This is a genomic window from Stenotrophomonas sp. PS02300, assembly GCF_029959395.1.
GTDB classification, from domain to species: domain Bacteria; phylum Pseudomonadota; class Gammaproteobacteria; order Xanthomonadales; family Xanthomonadaceae; genus Stenotrophomonas; species Stenotrophomonas maltophilia_AD.
The window spans coordinates 20,785-45,343 of record NZ_JASCOP010000001.1 but is presented as its reverse complement, the minus strand read 5'-3'; the positions used below and the strand labels follow the sequence as shown (position 1 = coordinate 45,343).

General features: G+C 58.7%; 20 protein-coding genes and 1 pseudogene. 10 read left to right on the top strand and 11 right to left on the bottom strand.

Annotation, left to right across the window (positions count from 1 at the left end; all coding sequences use genetic code 11):
• Positions 1 to 249 precede the first annotated feature (249 nt).
• On the top strand, positions 250 to 1,269 hold the full coding sequence (locus QMX79_RS00185) for a hypothetical protein (protein ID WP_157825119.1): 1,020 nt from the start codon (positions 250 to 252) through the stop codon (positions 1,267 to 1,269).
• On the opposite strand, the gene QMX79_RS00180 is transcribed toward QMX79_RS00185, so the two are convergent.
• Complete coding sequence (locus tag QMX79_RS00180; protein ID WP_101099251.1) at positions 1,266 to 1,826, bottom strand: sce7726 family protein; 561 nt, start codon at positions 1,824 to 1,826, stop codon at positions 1,266 to 1,268. The genes QMX79_RS00185 and QMX79_RS00180 overlap by 4 nt on opposite strands.
• 76 nt (positions 1,827 to 1,902) lie before the next feature.
• Here QMX79_RS00180 and QMX79_RS00175 point away from each other — a divergent pair, with 76 nt between their 5' ends.
• From QMX79_RS00175 to QMX79_RS00160, 4 genes are all read left to right on the top strand, one after another.
• A complete protein-coding gene (locus QMX79_RS00175) occupies positions 1,903 to 2,232 on the top strand; it encodes a hypothetical protein (RefSeq protein ID WP_102946302.1) in 330 nt (109 codons plus the stop codon).
• A gap of 30 nt (positions 2,233 to 2,262) precedes the next feature.
• Complete coding sequence (locus QMX79_RS00170) at positions 2,263 to 3,294, top strand: ImmA/IrrE family metallo-endopeptidase (RefSeq protein ID WP_101099249.1); 1,032 nt, start codon at positions 2,263 to 2,265, stop codon at positions 3,292 to 3,294.
• Positions 3,294 to 3,950: a hypothetical protein gene (locus tag QMX79_RS00165; RefSeq protein ID WP_101099248.1), complete on the top strand. Its 657-nt coding sequence runs from the start codon at positions 3,294 to 3,296 to the stop codon at positions 3,948 to 3,950. The genes QMX79_RS00170 and QMX79_RS00165 overlap by 1 nt, the downstream gene beginning before the upstream one ends.
• A gap of 451 nt (positions 3,951 to 4,401) precedes the next feature.
• Positions 4,402 to 5,178 (top strand): hypothetical protein, encoded by a 777-nt coding sequence (locus QMX79_RS00160; protein ID WP_101099247.1) that lies wholly within the window; start codon positions 4,402 to 4,404, stop codon positions 5,176 to 5,178.
• 161 nt (positions 5,179 to 5,339) lie between these two features.
• Here the strand turns inward: QMX79_RS00160 and QMX79_RS00155 are convergent, their stop codons facing one another.
• The 10 genes from QMX79_RS00155 to QMX79_RS00110 all read right to left on the bottom strand — a co-directional run bounded on the left by QMX79_RS00155 (position 5,340) and on the right by QMX79_RS00110 (position 20,769).
• Complete coding sequence (locus tag QMX79_RS00155) at positions 5,340 to 6,056, bottom strand: hypothetical protein (RefSeq protein WP_101116303.1); 717 nt, start codon at positions 6,054 to 6,056, stop codon at positions 5,340 to 5,342.
• A 63-nt stretch (positions 6,057 to 6,119) separates the two neighbouring features.
• Entirely contained in the window at positions 6,120 to 6,839 is a 720-nt protein-coding gene (locus tag QMX79_RS00150; RefSeq protein WP_054663593.1) for a response regulator transcription factor, read from the bottom strand.
• Between the two features lies 1 nt (position 6,840).
• Positions 6,841 to 9,294 carry a heavy metal translocating P-type ATPase gene (locus QMX79_RS00145; RefSeq protein ID WP_232767661.1) on the bottom strand — a complete coding sequence of 818 codons (2,454 nt, stop codon included), beginning with the start codon at positions 9,292 to 9,294 and terminating at the stop codon, positions 6,841 to 6,843.
• Positions 9,295 to 9,378: 84 nt separating this feature from the next.
• The gene (locus QMX79_RS00140) at positions 9,379 to 12,615 is read right to left on the bottom strand and encodes a CusA/CzcA family heavy metal efflux RND transporter (protein ID WP_101099244.1); all 3,237 of its coding nucleotides are present in this window, start codon (positions 12,613 to 12,615) and stop codon (positions 9,379 to 9,381) included.
• A gap of 15 nt (positions 12,616 to 12,630) precedes the next feature.
• Positions 12,631 to 13,884 carry an efflux RND transporter periplasmic adaptor subunit gene (locus tag QMX79_RS00135; RefSeq protein ID WP_054663599.1) on the bottom strand — a complete coding sequence of 418 codons (1,254 nt, stop codon included), beginning with the start codon at positions 13,882 to 13,884 and terminating at the stop codon, positions 12,631 to 12,633.
• Complete coding sequence (locus tag QMX79_RS00130; protein ID WP_101099243.1) at positions 13,881 to 15,134, bottom strand: TolC family protein; 1,254 nt, start codon at positions 15,132 to 15,134, stop codon at positions 13,881 to 13,883. The genes QMX79_RS00135 and QMX79_RS00130 overlap by 4 nt, the downstream gene beginning before the upstream one ends.
• Before the next feature lie 518 nt (positions 15,135 to 15,652).
• On the bottom strand, positions 15,653 to 16,024 hold the full coding sequence (locus QMX79_RS00125; RefSeq protein ID WP_101099241.1) for a diacylglycerol kinase: 372 nt from the start codon (positions 16,022 to 16,024) through the stop codon (positions 15,653 to 15,655).
• A gap of 72 nt (positions 16,025 to 16,096) precedes the next feature.
• Complete coding sequence (locus tag QMX79_RS00120) at positions 16,097 to 17,812, bottom strand: phosphoethanolamine--lipid A transferase (RefSeq protein WP_282243132.1); 1,716 nt, start codon at positions 17,810 to 17,812, stop codon at positions 16,097 to 16,099.
• A gap of 1,605 nt (positions 17,813 to 19,417) precedes the next feature.
• A complete protein-coding gene (locus tag QMX79_RS00115) occupies positions 19,418 to 20,059 on the bottom strand; it encodes a thioredoxin domain-containing protein (protein ID WP_157825118.1) in 642 nt (213 codons plus the stop codon).
• A gap of 77 nt (positions 20,060 to 20,136) precedes the next feature.
• Positions 20,137 to 20,769, bottom strand: coding sequence for a cation transporter (locus QMX79_RS00110; RefSeq protein ID WP_101099238.1), 633 nt, complete (start codon positions 20,767 to 20,769; stop codon positions 20,137 to 20,139).
• 82 nt (positions 20,770 to 20,851) lie between these two features.
• On the opposite strand from QMX79_RS00110, the gene QMX79_RS00105 reads away from it, so the two are divergent.
• The 5 genes and pseudogenes from QMX79_RS00105 to QMX79_RS00085 all read left to right on the top strand — a co-directional run.
• Positions 20,852 to 21,295 carry a helix-turn-helix domain-containing protein gene (locus QMX79_RS00105; RefSeq protein ID WP_101099237.1) on the top strand — a complete coding sequence of 148 codons (444 nt, stop codon included), beginning with the start codon at positions 20,852 to 20,854 and terminating at the stop codon, positions 21,293 to 21,295.
• A 472-nt stretch (positions 21,296 to 21,767) separates the two neighbouring features.
• Positions 21,768 to 22,088: a hypothetical protein gene (locus QMX79_RS00100; protein WP_101099235.1), complete on the top strand. Its 321-nt coding sequence runs from the start codon at positions 21,768 to 21,770 to the stop codon at positions 22,086 to 22,088.
• 88 nt (positions 22,089 to 22,176) lie between these two features.
• Positions 22,177 to 22,740: a cyclin-dependent kinase inhibitor 3 family protein gene (locus tag QMX79_RS00095; RefSeq protein WP_101099234.1), complete on the top strand. Its 564-nt coding sequence runs from the start codon at positions 22,177 to 22,179 to the stop codon at positions 22,738 to 22,740.
• 283 nt (positions 22,741 to 23,023) lie between these two features.
• Positions 23,024 to 23,605, top strand: a complete 582-nt coding sequence (locus QMX79_RS00090; RefSeq protein WP_282243107.1) for an HAD family hydrolase — start codon at positions 23,024 to 23,026, stop codon at positions 23,603 to 23,605.
• 415 nt (positions 23,606 to 24,020) lie between these two features.
• A pseudogene (locus tag QMX79_RS00085) lies at positions 24,021 to 24,503 on the top strand (ATP-binding protein); the annotation flags it as partial.
• Positions 24,504 to 24,559 lie beyond the last annotated feature (56 nt).

The window sequence follows — 24,559 nt, the reverse complement described above, 5'->3', positions numbered from 1 at the left end:
ACACACTCCGTGTCAATTGCATTGGGCACCGGTGCGGGGTTACGGGCTTGCCAGCTGAAGAGCATGGAGAGAAGCCGGCATTTGCCTAAATGAAATGGCGCTCGGTCTTTGGGTCGGGTGATTTGACTCTTTCTCAAAACCCTAAGAGTATCTGGGCTACTCCATGGAGGGAGTTTCCTTCAGGAGTGATATTGCTGGCGATGTCCACCAATGGCTCGCCAGGACATATTAACTGCCAAGGAGGGGGCCATGGCGGCTCGATTCGACACGCATCCGCAATATGTTCCGATCATCAAGTGGCAGAAATTCGAGCAGCGCGCATTGTCCGAGCTGGTTGCTCCAGTGGTGGGGCGAACCCTGCCGTGCATCGAGGTTCGCTTGCCTGGGCAGCACGCATCCATGCTCGAATCCTATGCTGATGTATGGAAGCAGCCAGCGCTGATTGATTACTCCAATCCGGATGGCGACCTCAATGCCAGCCGCATCAAGGAACTCAACGAGTTCTTAAAGGTGGTAGGCGGCTCAGGCAAGCTGGTCACGCCGGTCCTCAACCCCGCCACCGCGGCAAAGGACTTCCCGGCCATTGGGCCATCCCTGGGCAACAGGAAGATAGCCCTTCGTCTGCGCCTCCCTGAGCCAGGCGATGCGCCAGGCGCAATCCTGATTGTTAAGGCCGCCCTTGAAGTCCCCGGACTACGACAACGGGTGGAGCGACTCATCGTCGACTTGGGCCAGACGCCGGCGATCTCTGCTGCAAACCGACCGGTGCTAGCGGCTTCCCTGCAGGCGCTGAAGGGCCAGGGCTTCAAGCACGTGCACCTTGCGTCGGGTTCCTTCCCTGCATCGCTGGCTCACATCAATGGTGCTGGCGAGGTAAAGCGCAAGGACTGGGAGCTATGGACGCAGATCAATGCGTTGGCACCGGACACGCTCATTGGCTTCGCCGACTATGGACCGCTCAACCCCAACTGGTCCGAAGAGACGCTCAAGCGGCGAGGCAATCGGGTCATCATTCGCTACGCCCTGAATGACAAGTGGCGCATCATACGCGGTCAGAACGCCACCAAGGCCGAGTCGATCGCCATCTCCAAGGTCATGACCACGGTGTATGCCAACGAATTCTTGGGAGCCCCGTTCTCATTCGGCGATCGCCTGATTGCAGATCGGGTCGATCCAGCCGTTCCGCTGAAGAACAAAGCCGGCGGCCATCTGCACATCTCTGAGTTCTGGACACATCACATCAGCTATGTGCTGAAAAAACAGTATTAGTGGAGCGCCACTGCGCTGTTCGCCCGCACGAGCAGCGCAGTGCGAATGTGTGCCTTGATCTCCTCCAGACTCAGCGTCTCGGTGATGTGCTGCTGGATCAGGTACAGGCTCTTGCTCTTCCAGCCTCTCAATTGCCCTTCCAAGCGCAGTACCTCCAATGCCTCCTCCTTGTTCAGGATGGAAGCGAGGGATGCGGCCTTGTGCCGGACATTCAAGCCCGCCTCGCGCAAGCACTGGAAGGTACCCGTCTCAGCGTCGACCACCATTGCACCCCACCAAGGCGGCAACAGGTCCATAGCCTTGGCCACGTGGCAGGGGGCCATGACCAAGGTGACCCGATCGAAGACCCAGCCGTAACGAGAGCCTTGATTGATCAGCCGGGACAGGCTATCGGCCTCGCTCTTGATCTCAAAGCAATGCATATCCTCAACCAGCACCAGATCGGCCCGCACCTCCCCACCGTGCAGCCGCAGCTCTTCCAGCAGCGAGATCGCTTGGACAGCAGATTGCCTCGCCAGATGGCCGGCCAAAGCCTGTTTGATCTGTAGCTCTCTCATGGGAACCAAGGCGGAGGGGTGTACAGCGGGAGGATATCATAGTTATGCTTATATGCACTTCACAATATCTATTTGCATGAAACGTCTGAAGCAGCCGCACCGCCTGGCTCTGGAGTTGCGTGGAAGGTTTGAGGCAGACGGGCTCACCACCAGTTCTGCGATTGCCCGCGCTGCGAGCATTGGCCAGCCTCAGGTCTACCGGAATTTGTTCGGTGGGCCCAAGCGCGTTACTCGGACATTGAAGCATCTATGCAAATATGCAGGCATTGATGCATACGAGGGCACCAGTGATCCCGGGGAGTCCAAGGTGTTGATGGATGCTCTGTCGGCTGTATGGGATGGAACCGACGGGCACGCTCATCGCCTGGCGAAGCTTCTTTTTGCCCACCAGCGGGCCCACATGTAAGAATTGGCCTAGGCCCAACGGAGGCCAAGGATGAACAAGAACACGCCAACGGTGACGGTCAAGAGCGCATATCACGCGCTCGGCGCGGCCGGCTACCCTAAGAGTTTTGTATCTCGCCTTTTACCGGACTGGTGGGACAACGCACTTTTCAAGACAAGCAGCGGGGCTATCGAGTTTGCCTCGATACTCAAGCAACGGCTTGGCTTGGATGTCCGATTTGGTGACAGCGGTGAGCTTGAAGTGCTCGCCTCAAATCGCCCTGCCCGTTACAAAAAGAGATCTGCCACGCTGGTGAGCGAGCTGCAGGTCTGCTCGAGCCTGGGCATGGCCCTGGGCAAGCTTGCGCTGTATTGCACTGATGGCACCGCCGACCCGCTCCCGGCAGACCCCAAGGAGCTGTCCAAGAGGGTGCGCACCTCGACCGGGGCTGCGGCAATAGGATTCGGGTCGTTGCTGGATTTCTGCTGGCAGCACGGTATCCCCGTGCTGTTCTTGAAGGAGCTCCCCCGCGGCAGCAAACGCATTACCGGTATGGCCATGCGGATTGAAGACAGGCCGGTGATCGTCCTAGGCTTCCAGTCTGGCCAGAATGCAAAGCAGCTGTTCGTGCTAGCCCACGAACTGGCCCATATCTGCCTTGGCCACGTCGCCGGTACCGGCGTGCTGATCGATGAGGGAATGGACGCCATCACGGAGGCTATCGAGCGTGAGGCGGATCAGCATGGCGACGCAGAGGAGCGCCAGGCCGATCAGTTTGCACTGGCCATGCTACGCAACGGGCGACTTACCCTTCCCCTCGATAACCACGGCACGATGTCGGCTGCCCAGCTGGTAAACATGGCCATGAGTCTCGGCGACAGCCTCAGTGTCGACCCAGGACACATCATCTTGAGCTACGCACGCGATCATGATGACTGGCTGTTGGCTAATCAGGCCCTTGGCTACTTCCCAGACCAGGCCAACGCAAAGGAACTGCTCAAGGATCGCTTCCTGGCCAACTGCGATGTTGACAGGCTCACGGACGACAATCGCGCCTACCTGCTCAGCATGCAAGGATTCTGATGAGCGCCAAGCACTACCTCTTGGACAGTGACGCCGCCAAAGCGCTTTGTCAGTACGGCCTCCTTCAGGACATGGCCACCGCCCTGCGGGTCGAGCTTCGGGACTTTTCGATCCTGGCCCAGCTGCGGTTCCAGCTGCACGCAGCCAATCCCGCCAAGGCGCTTGCCAAACTGGGGAGCGCGCTGGCGGTTGAGCAGCTCAACCTACTCGTAGCGCAGGCGAGCGAGGTCGTGGTTCTGGTTGAATCGGCGAACTACGCCCTGCTGGATGGCACACCGGACATAGATGGCGGAGAGCTGGCCCTGTTTGCCGCGCTCTGTGAGGACAGTAGCGCCGGCCTGATCACCGGCGACAAGCGATCGCTCGTTGCGCTGTGCAAGGTCGGCGGGACGGTGGAAGGAAGTTTCAGCTGGGCTCAGATCCTCTGCCTGGAGGACGCCATCGCAATCATCATCGGCCACTTCGGGTTGGCCTATGTATCGGCCAAGGTAAGATCCCGTCCGGACGTCAACAGCGCCCTGTCCAGCATCTTCGGAAGGTCCGTGGCGGCTGACGAACAAGCCATCTCTGATGGGCTATTAAGCTACCTAAATGACCTGCATCACAGGACCGCAGGAAAGTATCAATCTCCTTACGTGGCCGCGGTTTCCCGGTAGCAACCCGTCTTCCTGCATTCTGCGAAGGCGCTTAGGGATGTAGTGACCTTCCCTACAGCAGCAGCAGTGCATTGTCGCTTTTTATAAATTCTGTACGTCATGTCCTATGGCCGCGTCAGCCGATGCGCTGCTACGATTCGCGTAGGGCTGGACTGCCGAGGGCAACACCTCGGCCTGGAACAGCGTTGTCTTCGGCAAAGTGTGCACAGGGGGTGCCATGGCTTTGGTGAACTGCCGCGAATGTGGCAAGCAAATCAGTGATCAGGCTTCGGCTTGTCCGAATTGTGGATTCCCGATGTCCGCAGGAGTCAACCCGACTCCTGGCATCCCAACTCCACCACCGCTGGGCCCGTCTTCAGATCTGAACCGAGCCGCGCCAGCAGCGCCTGTTGCGACCTCCATTCCGGCACCGCGCCCAGCACCGAAGAAGTCGGGCTGTGGAACATTCGTTATGCTTGGACTCGTCGGCCTTCTCGTCCTGTTGGTCTTGGGCTACGGCATGGGGCCCGAGACGAAAGTAGCCACTCCATCGGCAAGCCGCGGCACTGCCAGCCAGAGCGGGGCAGCCTCCGGTCACGCATCGGACCAGAGCGCTGCGAAGGCAACAACGGTCGAGGTGTCTGCGCCCGAACTTCTGGCTGCCGCAAAGGACCAGGCCCGGCCAACTTCCGAACGCTTGGCGAACCTCACGCTGATCCTCAAGAATCATGCCGGCTCGGCCCAAGCCAAGGAGGCTGATGCAATGCGGCCGAAGCTGGAGGCTCAACTCCACGCCGAGCTTAACCCGATAGGCCTGCAGTGGTCCTATTCCACCCAGCAGGATGACATGTCGGGAAAACCCGTCCGCACGGCACGGGTAACCAGCACCAACAGCTTCAACTTTGACTTCCCCTACTCAGGCCGGCAGAAGGCAGAGCTCACGATCAGGCGTCACCCTCGATGGGGCAACGATGTAATGGTCAGCATCGAGAAGGGGCAGATCCTGTGCCATAGCTTCAGCTCCTGCCCCGTGCGTATCCGATTCGACGATGAGTCCGCCAAAACCTTCACCGGAACTGAGCCATCCGACAACAGCAGCGAGATGGTCTTCATCCCGGGATACAAGACCCTCACGAGTAAGCTGGGTAAAGCCAAGCGCCTCCGAGTGGAGTTCAATGTGTATCAGCAAGGCTCGGTCATGGCCGAATTTGACGTCAGCGGATTTGACGCAAAACGCATGACTCAGTAGCAGACTCTAACGGGAAACGAGGTGGTGGGTACATCGCGGTACGTAGCCTAGCCGGAGCCAGTACCGCTCCAGCGAGGATTCAAATCCGGCCATCTCACCGCCGCCCAAAGTTTGGAATATGTGCTTACCTCGTCCGCTCAGAGGAGAGCTAGAGCTAATTTTCAAGCCGATTTCGACCGATTCTGTGGAAGTTTCCGCTTCTTCGTACGTTGCTTCAGCCTCCATTGACTCCATTCCGTTGTCGACCCCTCAGCTATGAAGGTTACCAGGAGCCGCTTGAGTAAGGGCGAGAACTTCACCTCAGAATCGCGCAGAAGATTTGTCCAATACCGGCCCACAAGGAACGAAAGCAGACCCATGGATGCAACAGATGTCGCAAACCAAGATCGGCTAGTAACGCTGACGTTTGTTAGCACGCCCTTCCGGTACATGTATGCTGCAAACACGAGGGCGCTGCACTCAACAAAAACTACTAGCGCTGTGGGCATTGCCCGAGCTCTGTAGTACGCGGCAGACGTTAGCGTCTCCCCAAATGACAATCCAATCAAAAGAAGAACAGAGCTCAGCAATATTGGATCGAACGCTGCGGCTCCGGAAAGAGTGAGACCGATCGGGAACAGTACGAAAGGGACCAACTCAGAGCAAAGACTGGGGTAGGCCTTACTGAAGCCTCTCCATCTCTTCAGTCCGAACAAGAACATGTCTTGCAGGATTGCGGCAACCGATGCTATCGCCGCGCTCGTAAGTGCTAAGGACACCGGTATCCAGAACATATCTTCGTCCGGCCCTGGTGCGAACGGCACCATGGCTGCAGCGCCCCAAATTGCTGCGCCCATGAACGCAGCAAGCGGAAGAGCCGAGAGCTTCAACATGCTCATGAGCCGCTCAGCGCCCACAGCCAAGAAGTTGGCCGCACCACGTTTGCACTGACCTTTCCGAGATCATGGCTGCTCCTCACCATTAGCAGGGGGCGAGTGCACAGGTGCCGATACTGATATCAGCCGATAACCAAAGCGCGGCAACGTTTGGATCATTTTCTCATCAAACGGGCCGTCAAGAGCTCGGCGAAGGCTGGACATCTGTGAACGCAGAAGGTCGTCGTCAGGAGGGTTATCGCCCCAAAGCCGGCTCTCCAGTTGCTGCCTGGTGACAGCGGCAGGACTTGCCCGCATCAGCGCCTCAAGGAGCTTCCGGCAAGCTGGATAAAGATGCAGTCGCCTTCCAGCCCTTGTAGCTTCCAATGTCCTAAGATCTAACGTCAGATCTCCAACCACCAGTTGTCTCCTTGTCACCCGCCCTTCTGTGCGAGTGACCAAGGCCTCCAGTCGAACCTCAAGCTCGGTGAGATCAAAAGGTTTGGTTACATAGTCGTCGACACCAGAGCGGAACGCGGTGATCTTGTCCGAAAGGTCGTCCTTCGCGGTCAGCATCAAAACCGGCACTGGAACACCGTGGTCAAGCCGCATCCTTTTAAGAACCTCCAGTCCTTCCATGCGAGGAAGCAACCAGTCAAGCACGACTGCGTCGTATAGATTGGTAGCCGCCAGATGTAGGCCCGCCAGACCATCGGCCACTACATCAAGCTGATGACCACGGGACTCGAAGTAGTCCAGAATTTGCGCTGCGTCCTTGAGGTCGCGCTCAATCAATAGAATGCGCATGTCAGGATTGGCGGTAGCCGAGGAGTCTCAGCGCATTGAACACGACCAACAGAGTCGATCCCTCATGCACTGCTACAGCAGGACCAATCCCAAGACCCATGACTGTCGCAGGCACCAACACCGCCACTACGCCCAGGCTCACGTAAACGTTCTGGCGGATCACACTTCGGGTGCGTCGACTAAGCGCCACTGAGAACGCTACCTGCCTCAAGTCTTCGGACATGAGTGCTACGTCGGCCGTCTCCAGAGCAACGTCCGAGGACGCGGCGCCCATCGCGATGCCGACGCTCGCACTCGCCATCGCAGGCGCGTCGTTCACACCATCACCAACCATCGCCACTCGCTCCGTATCCTTGAGCTGGCGGATGGCCTTCACCTTGTCATCGGGCATTAGATTGCCCCAAGCATCGTCTAGGCCCACGTCCGTTGCCACGGCCTGTGCCACTGTCTGATGGTCGCCGGAAATCATGATCATCCGCTGGATGCCCAAGCTTCGCAGCTTGTCCAATGCTTCTCGTGCTTCTGGGCGCGGCGTATCCATAAGGCCAATGACACCGATATCACGGTCACCTAGGCGAACTGCCATCGTGGTTCGTCCAACGTTGCGAAGCTCGTCGATGGCCGACTGCGCCTCCGCAGTCAGGGTGCTGATGCCGCCGGTGCCGAACATCTCTGCCTTTCCGATCCAGACGTTTAGGCCATTCACCCTCGCCTGAACCCCGCTTCCAGTGAAGTTAGCGAGATCCGTGGCTACTGGCACGGGAACCTCTCCCAAGCGAGCGTTGCCATCTCGAACAATGGCTGCCGCCAGTGGGTGATCACTCAAGGCCTCTACGGCGACCGCAACCTGCAGCAGTTCCTGCTCTGTAGAGCCTTGCATCACCTTAATGTCGGTGATTCGCGGCTTTCCCTCGGTGAGGGTTCCAGTCTTGTCAAACGCGATGGCGCGAACCATTCCCAGTTCTTCTAGCGGGGCGCCACCCTTGATGAGCACTCCGCCCCGGGCCGCTCTAGCAATACCGGCCAGAACGGCACTTGGTGTGGCAATAGCCAGTGCGCACGGGCTTGCCGCGACCAGTACTGCCATCGCTCGATAGAAGCTATCTCGGAATGGCTCGTCGATCACTACCCACGAGAAAAGCAACAGCACTGCCAGAATCAGAACTGCCGGAACGAATACTCTTTCGAATTTGTCGGTGAAGCGTTGAGTTGGCGACTTTCTGGTCTCGGCCTCACTCACCATCTTGACGACGCGGGCCAAGGCCGACTCCCCTGATCGGCGGGTCACCTCAACTTCCATTGCGCCGGAGCCGTTAATGGTGCCGGCGAAGACGCGGGACTGCATCTCAACGGAGTCCGGACGCACCCGCGCCAGCGCACGATCACCTACCGGCAGCTTATCTACCGGGATGCTCTCACCGGTTACAGGCGCTTGATCAACGCTGCTGGTTCCTTTAACAACGAATCCGTCCGCCGGCATCCGATCATTGGGACGAACAACCACCACGTCTCCAGGTATCAGCGACTCAACCTGGACTTCAGTGACCTTCCCGTCTTTGACAACCCTGGCTGTCTCCGGGGCCAACTTGGCAAGCGCCTCAATCGCTCTCTTTGCGCGGCCCATCGCATAGTGTTCGAGCGCGTGGCCGAGGCTGAAGAGGAACAGAAGCAGTGCGCCCTCTGCCCATGCGCCCAGCGCAGCAGCACCTGCCGCCGCAACAAGCATCAACGTGTCGATCTCAAAGCGCTTTAGCTTGATGTTCTCAATAGCTTCGCGGAGCGTGAACCAACCTCCGAACAGGTAGGCAGCCACGTAAAGAGAAGTAGGGACCCAGTCGTTTGCGAGCAAGCCGAGCTTTTCAAGTGCAAAGCCAATCAGGAGGAGCAGGCCACATGCGAGTGAGAACAGTAGCTCACTGTTGGCACCAAGGATTCCACCATGGGAATGAGCATGGTCCTGCCCATCCTTATGATTGTGACCTTCGTGCTGACCTTGCGCGCCTTGGTCGGGGGCGGGGCCGCTCCTTCCCACTCCAAAATCCTCGAGCTTCGCCCTCAGATCAGCTTCTCCTGTCTGGGTCCGGTCGTACTCGATGTTCACCCTTCCAGCAGGGCTGGTGGTCGCTTCAACGACACCGGGTATAGCTTGTAGCTGCCCCGCGATCGTCCTTGCCTTGCGGGCATGCACGGACGAGTCCATCTCCAAGGACAGATGGCCGTATCGCTCACCCAGGCCAATCCCCATAGACGACGCTAGTTCGCGCACGCGCTGAAGTGAGATCAGCTCGGGGTCATAGTGAATGCATAGGGCCTCCGGAGCTCCTGCGCTTACCCCGCGCAGATGCACGCGTGATATACCGGCCATTTCCTCCAGCTCATCGGCCAGTCTCTGTACGCAGTGGTCCTCTTGAGGTACGCCGGGGAGTACGACCGGCAGTTCGACTTCTGTGGTCATGTTCACGTATTGCCTCCAACGTCAAGAGATTGGATCGGGAGGCCCGGCAGGCAGATGCGCTGCCGGGCCCAAACACTCATTCAATCAGTGGGCGGTCTCCGGCTCCACCTTAGGATCTGACTTGGCCAGTCGCCCCGCGAAGGTCGGCAAGACAAGCAGCGTCAAGACCGTTGCAGTCAACAAGCCACCAATGACCACCGTAGCCAGAGGCTTCTGCACTTCGGCACCCGAACCACTCGCAATAGCCATCGGAATGAAGCCGACGATGGCGACCAACGCGGTGGTCACCACGGCCCGAATTCGGCTGCCGGCGCCATTCATCGCAGCAATCAGAGGGCTATCGCCGGCGTCCAGGCGCTCTCGAATAGCCTGCATGAGCACCAGACCATTCAGCGTTGCCACGCCAGAAACCGCAATGAATCCGACTGCAGCAGACACCGAGAACGGCATGCCACGAACGAGCAAAGCGAGAATGCCGCCGACCAGTGCTAGCGGAACGCAGCTGAACACGAGGCCCGCTTCCTTTGCACTGCCCAGTGCCATGAACAACAGGCTACCGATCAGCAGGAACACGATCGGCACGACGGTCAAGAGTCGCTTTTCCGCCCGCTGGAGGTTCTCGAACTGCCCGCCCCAAGTCATGTGTGCACCCGGGGGCAACTGAACATCCTTCACTGCAGCTTGGGCTTCACCTACGAACCCGCCCAAGTCACGGCCGCGTACATTGGCCTGAACCACTACACGCCGGCTACCGTTGTTCCGGCTGATCTGATTAGGTCCCTCGCTGATGTCGATGCGTGCAACAGATGAGAGGGGCACAATCCCGCCGGTGGGAGTTGCAATTGGCAGTGATGCAAGCTGATCGGGATCATTGCGGGCATCGTCTCCGAGGCGAACGACGACATCGAAACGACGATCCCCCTCAAAGATCTTGCCGGCCGCCGCGCCGCCGATGCCCGTTGCAAGGGCGTCGCTAACATCTGCAGCCGTCAGACCGTACTGTGCTGCTGCAAGGTGGTCGATCGCTACATTGAGCGTGGGCAGACCAGAGATCTGTTCCACACGAACATCCGCAGCGCCCTCCACGTTCCTCAGCTTCAGCGCAACCTGATCGGCAACAGCCTGAAGCTGCTCGAAGTTGTCGCCGTAGATCATGACAGCCAAATCCGTACGCACACCCGAGATCAACTCGTTGAAGCGCAGTTCGATGGGCTGACTGAACTCGAAGCTGTTACCTATCTGCGAGGCTGCGATCTTCTCAAACCTGGCGATTAGATCCTCCTTGCTCAAGGAAGAGTCAGGCCAATCCTTGCGCGGTTTGAGCACGATCACGCTGTCAGAGATGTTGGTTGGCATTGGATCGATAGCAGCTTCGGCAGTACCTGTTCTTGAGAAGACGGTCACTACCTCAGGCTCAGCCGCGATGGACCTCTCCAGCGCCAGTTGCATAGCCAGCGATTGCTCCAAGGACGTCGAGGGAACGCGAAGCGCCTGCATGGCAAGGTTTCCCTCATCAAGCGTTGGCATGAACTCCCGACCCAGCATCGTGAAGCCGACCACGCCCATCACAAGCATCATCAGAGCGCCAGCAAGCACAGCCTTGGGCCTACGAATGGCACCTTGGATTGCTGGCTCAATGCGCCTTCTCAGGACGCGGATGATTGCAGTCTCGTGCTCTTCATTGTCGTGAGAATCCTTGCCGTCCTTGTTCGCATGAGGCTTTGGATCTCTCACAAGGAGCGCAGCCATTGCAGGCACGAAGGTAAAGGAGAAGATAAATGCGCCAATCAGGGCGAGCATGAAAGTAGCTGCCATCGGTTGGAACGTCTTACCTTCAACGCCCTCCAAGGTGAGGATCGGTGCGAACACCAGCAGAATAATCATCTGCCCGAACGCCGCAGGACGCGCCATCTTCTTGGCTGAATCTGCCGCCACGCGGAGCCGTTCCATGGCATTCAGAGGCCGGCCAAGTTCTGCTCGGCGTTTGCCCAGCATCAGCAGGGTGGACTCGATCACGATCACCGCACCATCTACAAGAATGCCGAAATCCAGGGCGCCCAAGCTCATCAGGTTGCCGCTGATACCAAACTTGTTCATGCCGATAACGGCAAACAGGAACGAGAGCGGAATCACCAGCGCGGTAATGGCTGCTGCACGGAAGTTTCCCAGTAGCAGGAAGAGAACCACAACTACCAGCAGAGCACCTTCAGTCAGGTTCTTGGCGACCGTCTTGACGGTCGAGTTGACCAGCACGCTTCGGTCAAGCACCGGTTCTGCAAAGATATCGGCCGGCAGAGATTCGTTGACCTGCGCCAGACGCTCAGCGGCCGCCTGTGCCACGGTGCGGCTATTACCTCCGGCGATCATCAGAGCAGTGCCAAGCACGGCCTCATGTCCGTTACGGCTAGCCGCGCCCAGCCGCGGGGCACGACCCAGACCGACCTCTGCTACATCGGCTACGCGAATAACCACGCCGTCCTTGGTCGCTACCGGGGATTGGGCCAAGTCGTCGGTCGTCAACGCAAGGCCGTCGGCCCGTACTACCAGGCCCTCACCTGCACGTTGAACGAAGCCCGCACCTGCTTGAACGTTGGAACGCTCCAATGCCTGTACGAGATCGGCCAAGCCAAGTCGGTATGCCGCCAGCCGTGCGCTGTCGGGGTAGATACCGTATTCCTTGACGTAGCCACCTACCGTATCAACCCCCGCCAAGCCCGGGCTTGAGCGCATCTGGGGCGCGATAATCCAATCTTGGACGGTACGCAGATACGTTGCGCGCTCCTGCGCGGTAGCAAGGCGATCGCCTTCCGGGGTCAGGTAGACCTCGCCCTCGTGCCAACCGGCTTGGCCAGGTTTGGCCAGCTTCTTGGGGTCGAATGGCCTGAAGTCCACTGTCCACATCAGTACCTCACCCAAACCCGTAGTAACGGGCGAAAGCATGGGTGAGACATTGTCAGGCAGGTCCCCGGCCGCTTCCCGCATGCGCTCAGCGACCTGCTGGCGTGCGAAGTAGATGTCAGTCTTGTCGGTGAAGATTGCAGTGACCTGGGAGAAGCCATTGCGCGATAGCGAACGGGTGGTGTTCAGCCCCGGGATGCCAGCCAAGGCCGTCTCCAAGGGGTACGTAACCTGACGCTCGATTTGCTCAGGGGTCAGGGCTGGGGCGATGGTATTGATCTGGACCTGGCGGTTGGTGATATCTGGTACGGCATCGACTGGTAGCTTGCTTAGTTGGAACAAGCCAAAGCAGGCAATCAATGCGGCCAGAAACACCATGAGCCAGCGGAACCTGACCGCTGCTTCGATGATGATGTTGAACATGGTGAATGAGTTCCCTTAGTGGCCGTGTTCGGCTTCGCCCTTGGCCAGTTCGGCTTTGAGCAGGAAGGCGTTGGCGCCTACGACGCGCTCACTGCCCGTCAGACCGTTAAGGATCTCGATTCGATTGCCTGCACGGCGCCCGGCGAGTACCGGCGTTGCTTTGAAGCCGCCCTCGACGGCCACGAAGACAACGCTTCTGCCGTCAACGGTTTGGACCGCGTCAGCAGGCACGCTCATACCTTCGGCGGCACCACCGGCAATGATCAGTGCCGAAACGGGGGAGCCGGCCGGTGGAAGTTTCTCGGAGATTGGCTTGGCACGAATCGTGGCGGTGCCACCCTGCTGCATCACATTCGCAGCCGCAGCAATTACTTCAGCCTCGAAGCTACCTCGGGGGCCCGTGACCTCCAACTTCATCCCTGGCATGGCGACGGTGGCCAGCGCGGGGGGCGCGGTAAACACGAGTTCATTCATGTCGGGATTGGAAACCTCCGCCACCAAGGTTCCAGCCGAGACGACACCACCTGGTGTTACCTGGACGTTGCCTACCAACCCAGCGACCGGACTGGTGATGGTCACCCGGCCGGAACTGTCCGGAGAGCCGCTGGCAGCGACTTGAGCACGGGCAGCACTGGCCGCAGCATCGGCCGCCAAAGAGCGGGCCCGCGAGGCCTCCAGCTCCTGACGCGCCACCACACCTTGGTCCACCAGAGATTTATCGCGGCTGTAGGCCAAGCGAGTAGCTTCTGCCTCTGCCGCCGCCGCAGTAGCTGCGGCCTTGAACGTCGCAGCTTCGCCGCTAACCACAACTACTAGAGGTTGATTGCTTTTGACCGCTGTTCCTGGCGCAACGAGTACGCGCTCAACCCGGCCAGTGACCGTCGAGGCGATCGCTGCGCGCCCCCCGATGGCGGGCTCGACGCGACCTGCAAGCCTAGTTGAAGCGCCACCGCCCCGCCCTACTGCAACCACGCCGATGCCAGATGCCTTGATCTGATCGGACGTCAGCTTGACTAGCCCCTCCTCAGCCTCCTCCTCGCCGTGTTCACCGTCGCCGTCGCCATCATTGTGGGCTTCTGCACCATCAGGCGTGGCCTCATCTGCGTGACCACCCTTCCCTTCTTCTTTGCTGCCCTTACTCTTGGCCTCGGTGCCGGCGGCTTTTTCCGTTTCCTCCGCACCGCCACTGCATGCGGTAAGCCCCCCGGTGAGCAGGAAGGCAGCCACCAGCGTCGCTCCGATGAGCGTCTTGTTTCCGTACTTATTCATTTTGCCTCCACAAACGGTGCGCGCCCTTCAAGGCGAGCGAGGTCGATTTCTGCTGTCACCCGGCTAAGGCGGGCATCTACAGCGCTGCCACGCGCAGCAATCAAAGTTGATCGGGTGCTACGCAGCTCCAATTGCGATATACGACCTGCCTCGAATCCGATGCGGGCCAACCGATAGGCTTCGTCTGCGGCTTGTACGCTCTCATCCGCAGCTCGCGCGCGGCTGTTGGACGCTTTGAGACTCGCTACCGCTCCCAACCGAGCCGCCTCGCTGTCACGCTTCTGACCCTCTAGAACCGCCTCAGCTGCACGTTGCTCGGCATATGCAGCCCGAATCGCCCCGCGGTTGCGGTCAAACAGGGGAATGGAAAGGCTGATGCCAACGTTGTAGGCCTCGTCGCCTGCTTGGCGGAAGCGCGTTTGAGCCACAGATGCGCTCAGTTGTGGCAAAGCGCGCTTACGCTCGACATCGATGAGCCGACCTGACGCCTCCGCTTCGGCTTGGGCGATTCGAACAGCGAGCGGGGCGGCCTCGTTTGCGACCGGGTGAGATGGCACGCGATCCAGAAGGCTTTCACCGATCTCGGTAAGCCGGCCATCCAACAAAGACACCCCGGCTAGCCGCGCTAGAGCCGCGTCCCGGAAGGCCTCGGCCTCATCCAGGCTGGCCTTCGCGTTAGCAACCTCGCTACGCGCCTGGACGCCGCGCAAGTTGGGTTCCCGACCTTCGCTAACCATCGCACCTACGGCTTTCGCGTCTTGTTCAATCAACGCCAAAGCTTCGCTAGCCAACTCATAGCGGCGCAGAGCAGCCTCTGCCTCCGCATACGTGGCTGCCAGACGACCAGCCGCATCGCTGCGCATCAGATCGCCCCGCAGGCCCGCTGCGCCTGCCTCTGCACGCGCAGCGCGCACTCGCGCGCCCCGCTGACCCCAAATTTCGAGCGGCTGGGAAAGCGTCACAATGGTGTCAGCGTTGGAGAAACCCCGATAGGCACCAGTACCGTACGCGTTCTCTGCGTCGATGGAGACCGTCGGATTGGGTACAGCCCGGGCCTGTTGCACCCGAGCCTCTGCGGCCTCGGCCAGCGCGGCACCTTGGACGGACGCAGGCATCTGGTCCAAACGAGAAAGCAACGATTCGTAAGACGGTGCAGTTTGAGCACCTACATCCCCGCCAGGCACCAATGCCAGCAGAACAGCAACAGCCAACCCGGTCGCTGATAGCGACCGACCTGTCAAAATCGACATAAAAACTCCCGTAAATTATCTGAGCGAACTACCCGCTAGCGCGGGGCAGAGCGAGATCAGATACGGGGGGGGCGCATGGGCCCGTCGAGTCGAAGTGCGTAGACATCCCCGTGCTCGGTATTGCGCAGCAAGGTTCGACCATTGGCGAGCAGATCGTCGTGGCCGGCGGCGGGGAGACTAGCGGTTGAGTGGTGGCAATGCCCGTGACCGCAGGAGTCGGCGCCGGATGATTGCTTACTCTTGTCCTTGCCCGATTCCAGGTCTGAGTCACTGCTCAGGGCGTGAACATCTCCCTGGCTAGCCGGTGCTTCCTGCGCACACGCCAACGACTCGGCCACAGGCACGACCACAAATACCGCCAAAAGCAGCAGCATTAGGTACATACGAATGGCAGGAAGGGACCGGCGCATGGTGGGAAGGCTATCAACCTGATTGAGACGGATACAATTACATAGAAGGGTGGAAGCGACCGCTTTTGGCACGATTTAGGCTTCCGTTCAGGTTTGGAGCTAAGGTGGTCAGTCTAGGAGGAGGAATGCCCAGGTCAGTCCGACATTGCAAAGTGCTACGAACACAGCGGCTGAGCCCATGTCTTTGGCACGACCAGCGAGCTCATGGATCTCCGGCCCGTATCGTTCAATAACTGCTTCGATGGCCGAGTTCAGTAGTTCCAACGCAAGCACCAACAGCACACTCCCTACCAAGAGGGCTCGCTCTACCCCTGAGTCGCCTAACCAGACTGCGGCGGGTAGAGCCGCCAGGGCCATGACGACCTCTAGCCTAAAAGAAGACTCATGCAGCCAGGCCGATCGCAGCCCCTGAAGAGACCAGCGCAGCGCTTTCAACACACGGGCGATGCTCCGTGGACGATGACCATACATGTCTGCCATTGTGATGTTTCCTTCTTCTGCCGTTAGGAGGCGCTGCCGGGATCTCCCGGCAGCGCTGCTCCCGAGAAATGGTTATGGGGCGGCGACACTGCCAACGGAGCAGCCGGAGAACAGATTTAGGCTCTGGTCCAACGCTTTTGTCCGCACCTGCATGAGACCGAGCACAGAATGGAAGAGGTTGTCGTGAGTGGCTGGCAGCCTTGAACGTCCCTGGACGCATTCAATATCCAGCTTGTTGCTGCTCTTCATGCCCTCTGACATCCACATCACCATCGGCACTTTGATCTGAGTCTCCGGGGCAATGGCGTAGGGAAGACCATGCAGATAGACGTTCGCCTCGCCCAATGACTCCCCGTGGTCGGATACATAGATCAAGCCTGTATCGTGGCTCTTGTCCTGTTCGAGCATACGGATTGTCTTTGCCAGAAAGTCATCCGTCGCTAAGACTGCGTTGTCATAGGCATTGACTATCTCGGCGCGAGTACACTTGCCAAGGTCGGCGTTGCGGCAGTCAGGAGTAAACTTCCTCAGGCTCTCGGGGTATCGCTTGTAGTAGCTAGGTCCGTGGTTACCAAGCTGATGCAGAACCACGACGACGTCGCCGGGATTGTCGTCAATGGAGTCATGCAATCCCTGCAGCATGATTTCGTCGCGACAAGCCTGATCGTCACATAGACTATCTTTGGCGGGAACGCGGTAAGACTCAAATGCAAGATCAGAGCACACCCCCTTGCATCCCGTCTGGTTGTCGCGCCACAGGGTCTTGATTCCGGCGCGCTCCAATACGTGCAGAAGCGACTCGGATCTTTTGATCTTGTCTCGGTCGTAGTCTCGCCTTCCATACATAGAAAACATGCAAGGAACGGACACCTCGGTATTGGAACCACAGGCCGTCACGTCGGTGAAGTTCACGACGTCCAGGGCTTCAAGTTGCGGTGTCGTGTTCCTAGCGTATCCGTTCAGCCCCCAGTTCTGGGCGCGAACCGTCTCGCCTACAACAATGACAAGAAAGTGTGGCTTCGCGCCTGGTGGATGAGGATCCATCGTGGCGTCGGGACCGACTACTTTGATCGGTCCACGCTCTGCGCGCGTCTCCTCTTTGATGACCTTCCCTATCGAGGCAAGGTAGTTCCCGGGCGTCGCAAGGTATCTGACTGACTTGTGGTTGCGCATAAGCGAGGATAGGTTGTCGAATGAGGCCAGTGCCGCACCAACAACTACCACTATAGCCATGCCCAGCAAGAGAGCTCTGGAAAGTAGTCCGCGCGCCATGGTGCAGTGAGGTCGAATTCGTACCGCACATACCGCAACGGCGGGAAGCAGACCTTTGACCAGCACCGACAGGAACAATCCCCAGGTCAGCAGCTCTCCGGCCTCCGCGCTGTCAGTCTTCAGCACGTTTCGAATCATGCTCGAATCGAAGTACACGCCGTAATTGTCGGAGTTGTATGCCGCCGCTGCTGACACAATGAGGAGCAAAGCAACAATCGGTTTCAACGTCCATCGGACGCACAGAAGCCCAAGAATAAGTACGTTCATAGCCGTAAGAAGCGCGGCCGTAGACGAGACAAGCAGCGCTCGCGCCACACCCTCCACACCACTCTTTTCAACTACCTCTGCAAAGAAGGCGTTGTTGAGGAACAACGTGAAGTAGAGTGCGACGATCACGATTAGTGTGTTGATCCCGGCCTGAGGCCCACGAAGAGGCCGGCCGAGCCGTCCTAGTGGATTTGAGCCATTCCCACCAAGCTTCCAACTGTGGTTCAGGTATTTTTTCATGTAACGCATAGCTGCTTCCTTTTGATCGACCGCCAAATGCGCTCATGGCGCATGCGGAGGCACTTCGCAGACCGCGCCAACTCGTCGAAGGGCGTTCCTGCTCGCGGGTCTAATTCCAACGGGCGCTTAGAGATGCGATGCAGGTCTGGGAGAAGGTGCGTCTGCACTCGCAAGAGGCGATGCATAAGGCCGCTGTATTGAGTCCGCGCAAGCAGACGCATCGCCGCCAAGAGGCAGAGTCCTGAAGTAGCGATTGGTTGGGGTAGAGAGCTTGCGAGGTTTCGGATCTTCACCGGGACAGTCGCCGAGCGCTGATCCCTCGATAAGTAGTCGACGCCTGCGCAGTCGGTGGCGGTTACAGTTCATCACCAGTGCAGGCTGCCGCTGACTGGCTTGCGCGAATCCATAACCGGTCGCGACTGACTGCGTCGAAGCCGAATGCTCCCCGAGCCACTTGTAGCGTCTATGCGCTGCGGAGGGCCGGGTACGTCTGGCTACTCGCGCGGAAGTCCCTGGAAATAGCTTTGAAGCGCTGTGCCATTTGGAACTCGCAAGCGCCTGGACGACTCCTACGGCGCTCATGCCCGGGGAAGGCCTCTTCAACGCACCGCGTGAGACTGAAAGCACTGAGACACTACGTATCCACGCATACGCAGAGACTGATACCCGGGAGGCACCCAAGAAGGAAGTCCGCAAGGTTTCGGTTAGTTGCGCCAGCGTGGCTTGAATCCCGGTCAGTAGCGGAGGTCTGCCTACGACCAGGCCGCCCCTGTGCCACGGCAACCAGGTAGCGGTATCCACGAATTCAGGGGAGAAGACCGAGGCCAAACGTGCCTCACCGGCTGGAGATAGAGCACCGTCTCCAGGGCGTGCGGGAATGATCAGCACAGAAGCTGTCGTCAGCACGGCAGATTGACCGTACGAAACTCGGTTAGAGGTGGGAATCGGAAGAGGCATTTAGTCCACCTTTTTGAAGGCGGCACGATGCCGTTCGGCGGCTGCACCAGCAGCCACGCGTCGGCCGGGCGCGCCAAGCGCCCAGCAACAAAGTTTGATCATGGAGAGACCTGTTAAAGGTGATCGCAGAAGTACGAGCAGACGCGCTGCGCCTGTGTCGCGATCAAGCCCTGGGAGGTCTAATCAGCCTTTCGGGCGTGTGGGAAGTCACAGGCTGTTCGTAGAACGTATGCCCGTCTTCATTTAGTGCAGCGTCGGCACTGGTGAATCCGTTGGACGCGACGAAGGTGCTGCTGTGGTGGCAGTGCCCATGACCACACGCAGGGTGTGACTTGTCGGAATGGCCGTCACCTGCCCCTGCTACGTCCTGATGGGCCTGCTCTTCAGAAGAGCAAATCGACGCATCCACGAAAGGCACGACCACCAGCACTGCAAGTAGCAGTGCCAGAGCGTAGCGCTTAGCGTGGATGACGAAGGAAGTCACGTGCGGCTCTGACCAATACGGTTGAGGTCGAGAAGATACCGTGGACGGCGCTCATCAGCAAGCCGGCACTTGTTCATCAACCGCGCGGTCGTGTATGAGTCGCATCCTGCGGCTTGCTCGGAAGAATGAACGGGTTGAGGACTAACCACATGCGATGCGGGCGGGACGACAAATTAACGCTTTGCCTTGACTTCTGTACGGACTAACTGGCTGAGCAGTGCGGGATCGAGTCGCGGGAGCGGAGTTCCGTTCACAAAAAAGGACGGAGTTCCGCCAATCTTTGCAGCCTTCGCGTCGGCGAGATCGACCGCAATCACTTTTTCCACTACGCCCGTAGCGATGTATGCGCGGGCTTTAGCCACGTCCAAGCCAGCTTTTCGCGCAAATTCCCAAGCAATCGCTGAGTCTTCCCGCCCGTGTGAAGCCCAGGCGGGCTGGGCATCCATTAGCGCTTCGAGAACGGCCGCAAACCGGTTCTGCTGGCGCGCAGCCTCAAGAATGTTTATGCCGAGGACAGATGTCTTCCCGTGGAAGGGCGTATAGCGAAGCACCAGCCGAGCATCCGCATTTTCTCTCAGGATCCTTTTGACCTCTGGATGCATGGCCCGGCAGGCCTCACAAGCTGGATCGAAGAACTCGATGATGGTGACGGGCGCATTGACCGGGCCTATGACAGGCGAATGAGGCCGTACTACCACACCGGCTTGAGGCGATTGGTCATTGGCCGGGCCCTCGGCACTCCGAGCGAATGAAGTGGGGGAAAATGCGGCGAGAGATAGTATCAACACCGCTATGATCGTGCGTGCTGCTTTCATTGAAATAGCTCCAGTGTGCCTTGTGGTGTTTGAAAGGACCGATGCGGCTCGGGTAGCTTGGTGTGACGCAGTACCAACTAACGCTGCTCGGCTCCCAAGCGCCATGCGGGCCACGCCTCAACGATCACGCTTACAGCAGATCGAAGAAAGAGCAGGGCGATGATTGATCCTGCGGCGATGTCCGGCCACCCGCTGCCGATGAGGGCCACCCCGCCCGCGGCTACGAGAACGCCCACGTTGGCAGCCACGTCATTACGTGAGCATTCGAACGTGCTCTTCATGTTGATGTTTAGGGCGCGGAATCGCCAAAGGAAAGCCAAGCAGGATAGGTTCGCCACAAGTGCAATTGATCCGAAGATGAGCATGATGCCGCTGGCCGGTGGAACCGCGGTGATCATCTTGTTCACGACCTCGACGACAATGAAAACGAAGAATCCAAGGATCAAGAAGCCCTTTACCAAGGCCGCGCCTGCCTCCCACCGACTACCACGCCCCACGGCCCAGAGACTGAGCGCGTACACGGCTGCATCGCCAAGCATGTCCACCGCATCGGCTTGGAGCGCACTTGAGTTGGCGACTATGCCGGCGCCAAACTCGACGAAAAACATCACCAAGTTGATAGCCATCACCCATAGCAGCACGCGGCGCTGAGCGCCCTGTTGTGCCATCCGCTCGAGTTCTTGGCGCTTGTTACCGCAGCAGTGGTCCATCGTGAGTCCTATAAAAGGCTTCTGGGGTTGAAATCAGCTCATCCTGCCTTTATCAACCCTGTAGCAACTAGAGGGTCAAGCTATGTCCACCGTCTTCACGATCGGCCAACTCTCACTCCGTACCGGAACCAAGGCTGAGACGATTCGCTACTACGAGAAAATTGGCCTCCTTGCGTCTCCGGCCCGTTCACAAGCCAACTACCGCCACTACACTGAAGTTGATCGGCGCAGGCTTGCCTTCGTTCGCCGTGCCAGAGAGCTTGGACTCCCCATCGCCCAGATCCGGGATCTCATTGAATTAGAGACCCATGGCGACCAGGAGTGCGGGGCTGTGGATGAGTTGGTCCGGAGTCAGATTCGCAGTATTGAGGAGAAGGTAAGAGACCTCCAGGCACTGAACAAAGAGCTAACTCGCATACTCTCCCACTGTCCAGGTGGTCTGGTTTCCGAGTGTCGAGTCCTCGGCGCTTTGCAGGCGCCAGTCGGGCCGGCTAAACATGGCGGGATTCAGCCCCCGAAACGGTGAAGGTCCCTGAGAGCGCTGACCTTTGCCGAGCACGTAGAGATCTTCCTGCTACCGGCAAGGATAGTCAAAGACGCTTCAAGAAACCCGGAACCAACACCGGGTCTGCACTCAAAACTAACCGCTAGAGGTCCGCAGTATGGAGCAGGCCTGACGCCGATAGACCAAGCGCATCGGCGAGCCTAATAACGGTAGAGAGCCTGCAGTCCTTCTTTCCCTGCTCAATATGCCCAAGTTGCGTACGGTGCATACCTAGTCGGGCTGCGAAATCTTCCTGAGAGACGCCCAGCGCCGTCCGTCTCGCCTTCACGGCGGCGCCAAGGGCCAACTGGTGCTTGGAAGTTTTCACCCCCTAAGCTTTGGTTTCGTAGTACTTTTGGTCTACAGTACTTACGGTAGCATATTTGACAATGGCCGCCCCCTCCCCACCTCCCATTCGGGGGCCTGCGCCGCTTACGGACCTTGGCAGGTAGGTATGAGCTTCTTCTTGGTAGATGCTGAATCAGAGTTCACCTTAGAACTGTCATTGAGCCAACAGTCGGAGCAGGATCTGCGGCGCCAACTCGCAAAGCTTCAGGAGGGCGGAGACGCCGGAACCCTCTCCAGACGCCTTGCCGCCGAGCTATCTAGACTGGTCCCAGAGATGCTTGACTGGGATGTCAAAAGGCCCACAAAAGCGCAGATCGCCTATGCCCGTTCAATCTGCTACCAACGAAAGATTGAACTTCCTGAGCAGGCTATGGAGTCCCGTCAGGCCATGCATCTCTTCATAGCCTCGCGCGGCCGGTGGCCTTGAATCCATTGCCGCACCTCTCTCTGCACCCGCCTTCTGGTTGGCCGAAGCGACGCGCAAGAGCGCAGAATGTCGATGGCACATTACTACTATGACAAGTCGAACTAGTCTCACCCATCCACTGGCTATTGCCGAGTTACCGGTGGGAACGAAGGATGGGGCAATTGGCGTGACATTTGCTCCCGGAAAGCATCAAGAGAGCGCAATGACTGGCGCTTGGGCTAGGGATTTAGACATGGACTTGGAGGCGATTCGTGCTTGGGGCGCAAGATTTTTGATCACGCTTATCGAGCCGTGGGAGTTCGAGGACCTCAGGATCTCCTCCCTACCTGATCATGCTGCTAAGCATGGCTTGGCTTGGCATGGACTGCCTATCACGGATGGTAGCGCGCCAGACGACCGCTTCCTGGCACGTTGGAAGGAGCTCGGACCATATCTGAGTCGCGCCCTGCTCGACGGAGGAAGAGTAGTCGTGCATTGCAAGGGAGGGTTGGGTCGTGCAGGACTAGTTGCCTCGCTGCTTCTATTGAGCACTAAGACGAACAGTGATGCTGAAAGCGCGATCCTCGCGGTACGAAGGGTTCGTCCCGGAGCTGTAGAGACACTCGAGCAAGAATGCTTCATCCACAAGTGGGCTGAAGAGCACAGAGTATAGCCGGCGCGAAATGGCTCGGACTCCGCCATTGACTCTCTGACTGATCGAAAGACGTCCTTTCGAGATTATCGGATAGGAAAGAACCGGCGGAGGACCATCGCCGATTGATGAGCCTTGCCAGACCACCCCGTAGCACTTTCGGGCGGCGAGTGTATTTGGTCCTCCTCAGATCCCGGAGCTCGATCAAGGAATTCTTGATTCCGCATGCGTACCAGCAGGGTCACGGTGCAGAACGAATCTCGACATCCGCCAAACAGCGACATCAGAATAAGGAGAAACGCCCATGAGTCTCCGAGAAAGGAAGCTTCTGGTACTAGACCTTGATGAAACGCTCGTCTTCTCAACTGAGCGCCCCTTGGATCGTCCAGCGGATCTGAGTGTCGTCGGGTATCACGTCTACAAGCGGCCCCATCTCGACACATTTCTGGACTTCGCCTTCTCAAGGTTTAGGGTCGGCGTTTGGACATCGTCTGGACGTCTCTACGCTGAGCCTCTTGTCGCACAGTTGATGCCAAAGCGTCCCCTAGAATTTGTATGGTCATCCGAGAGGTGCAGCTTAGTTAGGGATTGGGAGGAAGGCGGCTACTCAACACAGAAGCGGATAGCGAAGCTGAAGAAGCATGGGTTCACACTGGACCAGATCATCGGAATAGATGACACCGCTAGCAAGTACGCTCGGAACTATGGGAATTTAGTTCTGGCACGGGAATTCCTCGGCGACGTGTCAGATGATGAGTTGCTGCATCTGATCCATTATCTAAAAGAGCTTGAGGAGGTGCCGAATATCCGTGCAGTCGATAAACGAGGATGGCGCGATCTGCTATCGCAGCGAGGAAACGAGCATCCCGGCTTTTTGAAAGCGTAGAGTGAGAAACTATCAGTGTCAGCTAAGCGTGCTTTCATTGAGCCAAATCACCGTGTCAGTTCTTGAATGGCCACGACGGCTCGATTCCCAGTTGGTGCTATTCACTCAAACCGGATGGCGGGAGGGTGGATAAGGGCTGGCCGCCGTGAGTCCTAGCTTCGTCCTAGGGTGCGGATGGTATGGGCCACAGTAGGCGTCGTACCTGATTCTTTTCCTAGACTTTGACGCGCCAACCGAGTGTCTGCGGTCAACGAATTCGACCAGACTCTCGTCGCCCGGCCAGACAAGCGCAAAGCGGGTTGAGGGACACCAATGGGCGGTCAAACGCCACGACTGAAGAACCGGACGGTTGCAGGGTCCGGCATGGAAGGTGCTACTGGGATCATTTTTGCAGATAACGGGGTTGATAACCCTAGCGATGAATCCCTGCCCGTGTGGCTGGGCCGGCGACCGCAGCGGTCGCTGCCGCTGCAGCGGCGACGCCATCCAGCGCTATCGCGGCCGCATTTCCGGCCCGCTGCTGGACCGTATCGACCTGCATGTGGTGGTGCCGAGGCTGGAACCAAGCGAACTGCGCAGCGATGCACCGTGCGGCGAAGACAGCGCCACGGTACGCGGCCGCGTGGTCACGGCACGCAGCGTTCAGCTTGAGCGAAGCGGAAAGGCCAACGCACAACTGCTGCCTTCCGAGCTGGATGCGCACTGCCGACTGGACACCGCCGATCAGCAGTTGCTGGAAGCGGCCGTGGAACAGCTGCAGCTCTCGGCGCGCTCGATGCACCGCATCCTGCGCGTCGCCCGCACAGTGGCGGACTTGGCCAGTTGCGACCAGATCAGTACCGCGCACCTGGCCGAGGCCATCGGGTACCGGCAGGTGGACCGTGGAGGGGTGGGCTGAGCCGGTGCTCCGGTATCAGTCCTTGATGACGAATCCTTCGTTGAGACCCGGCACTC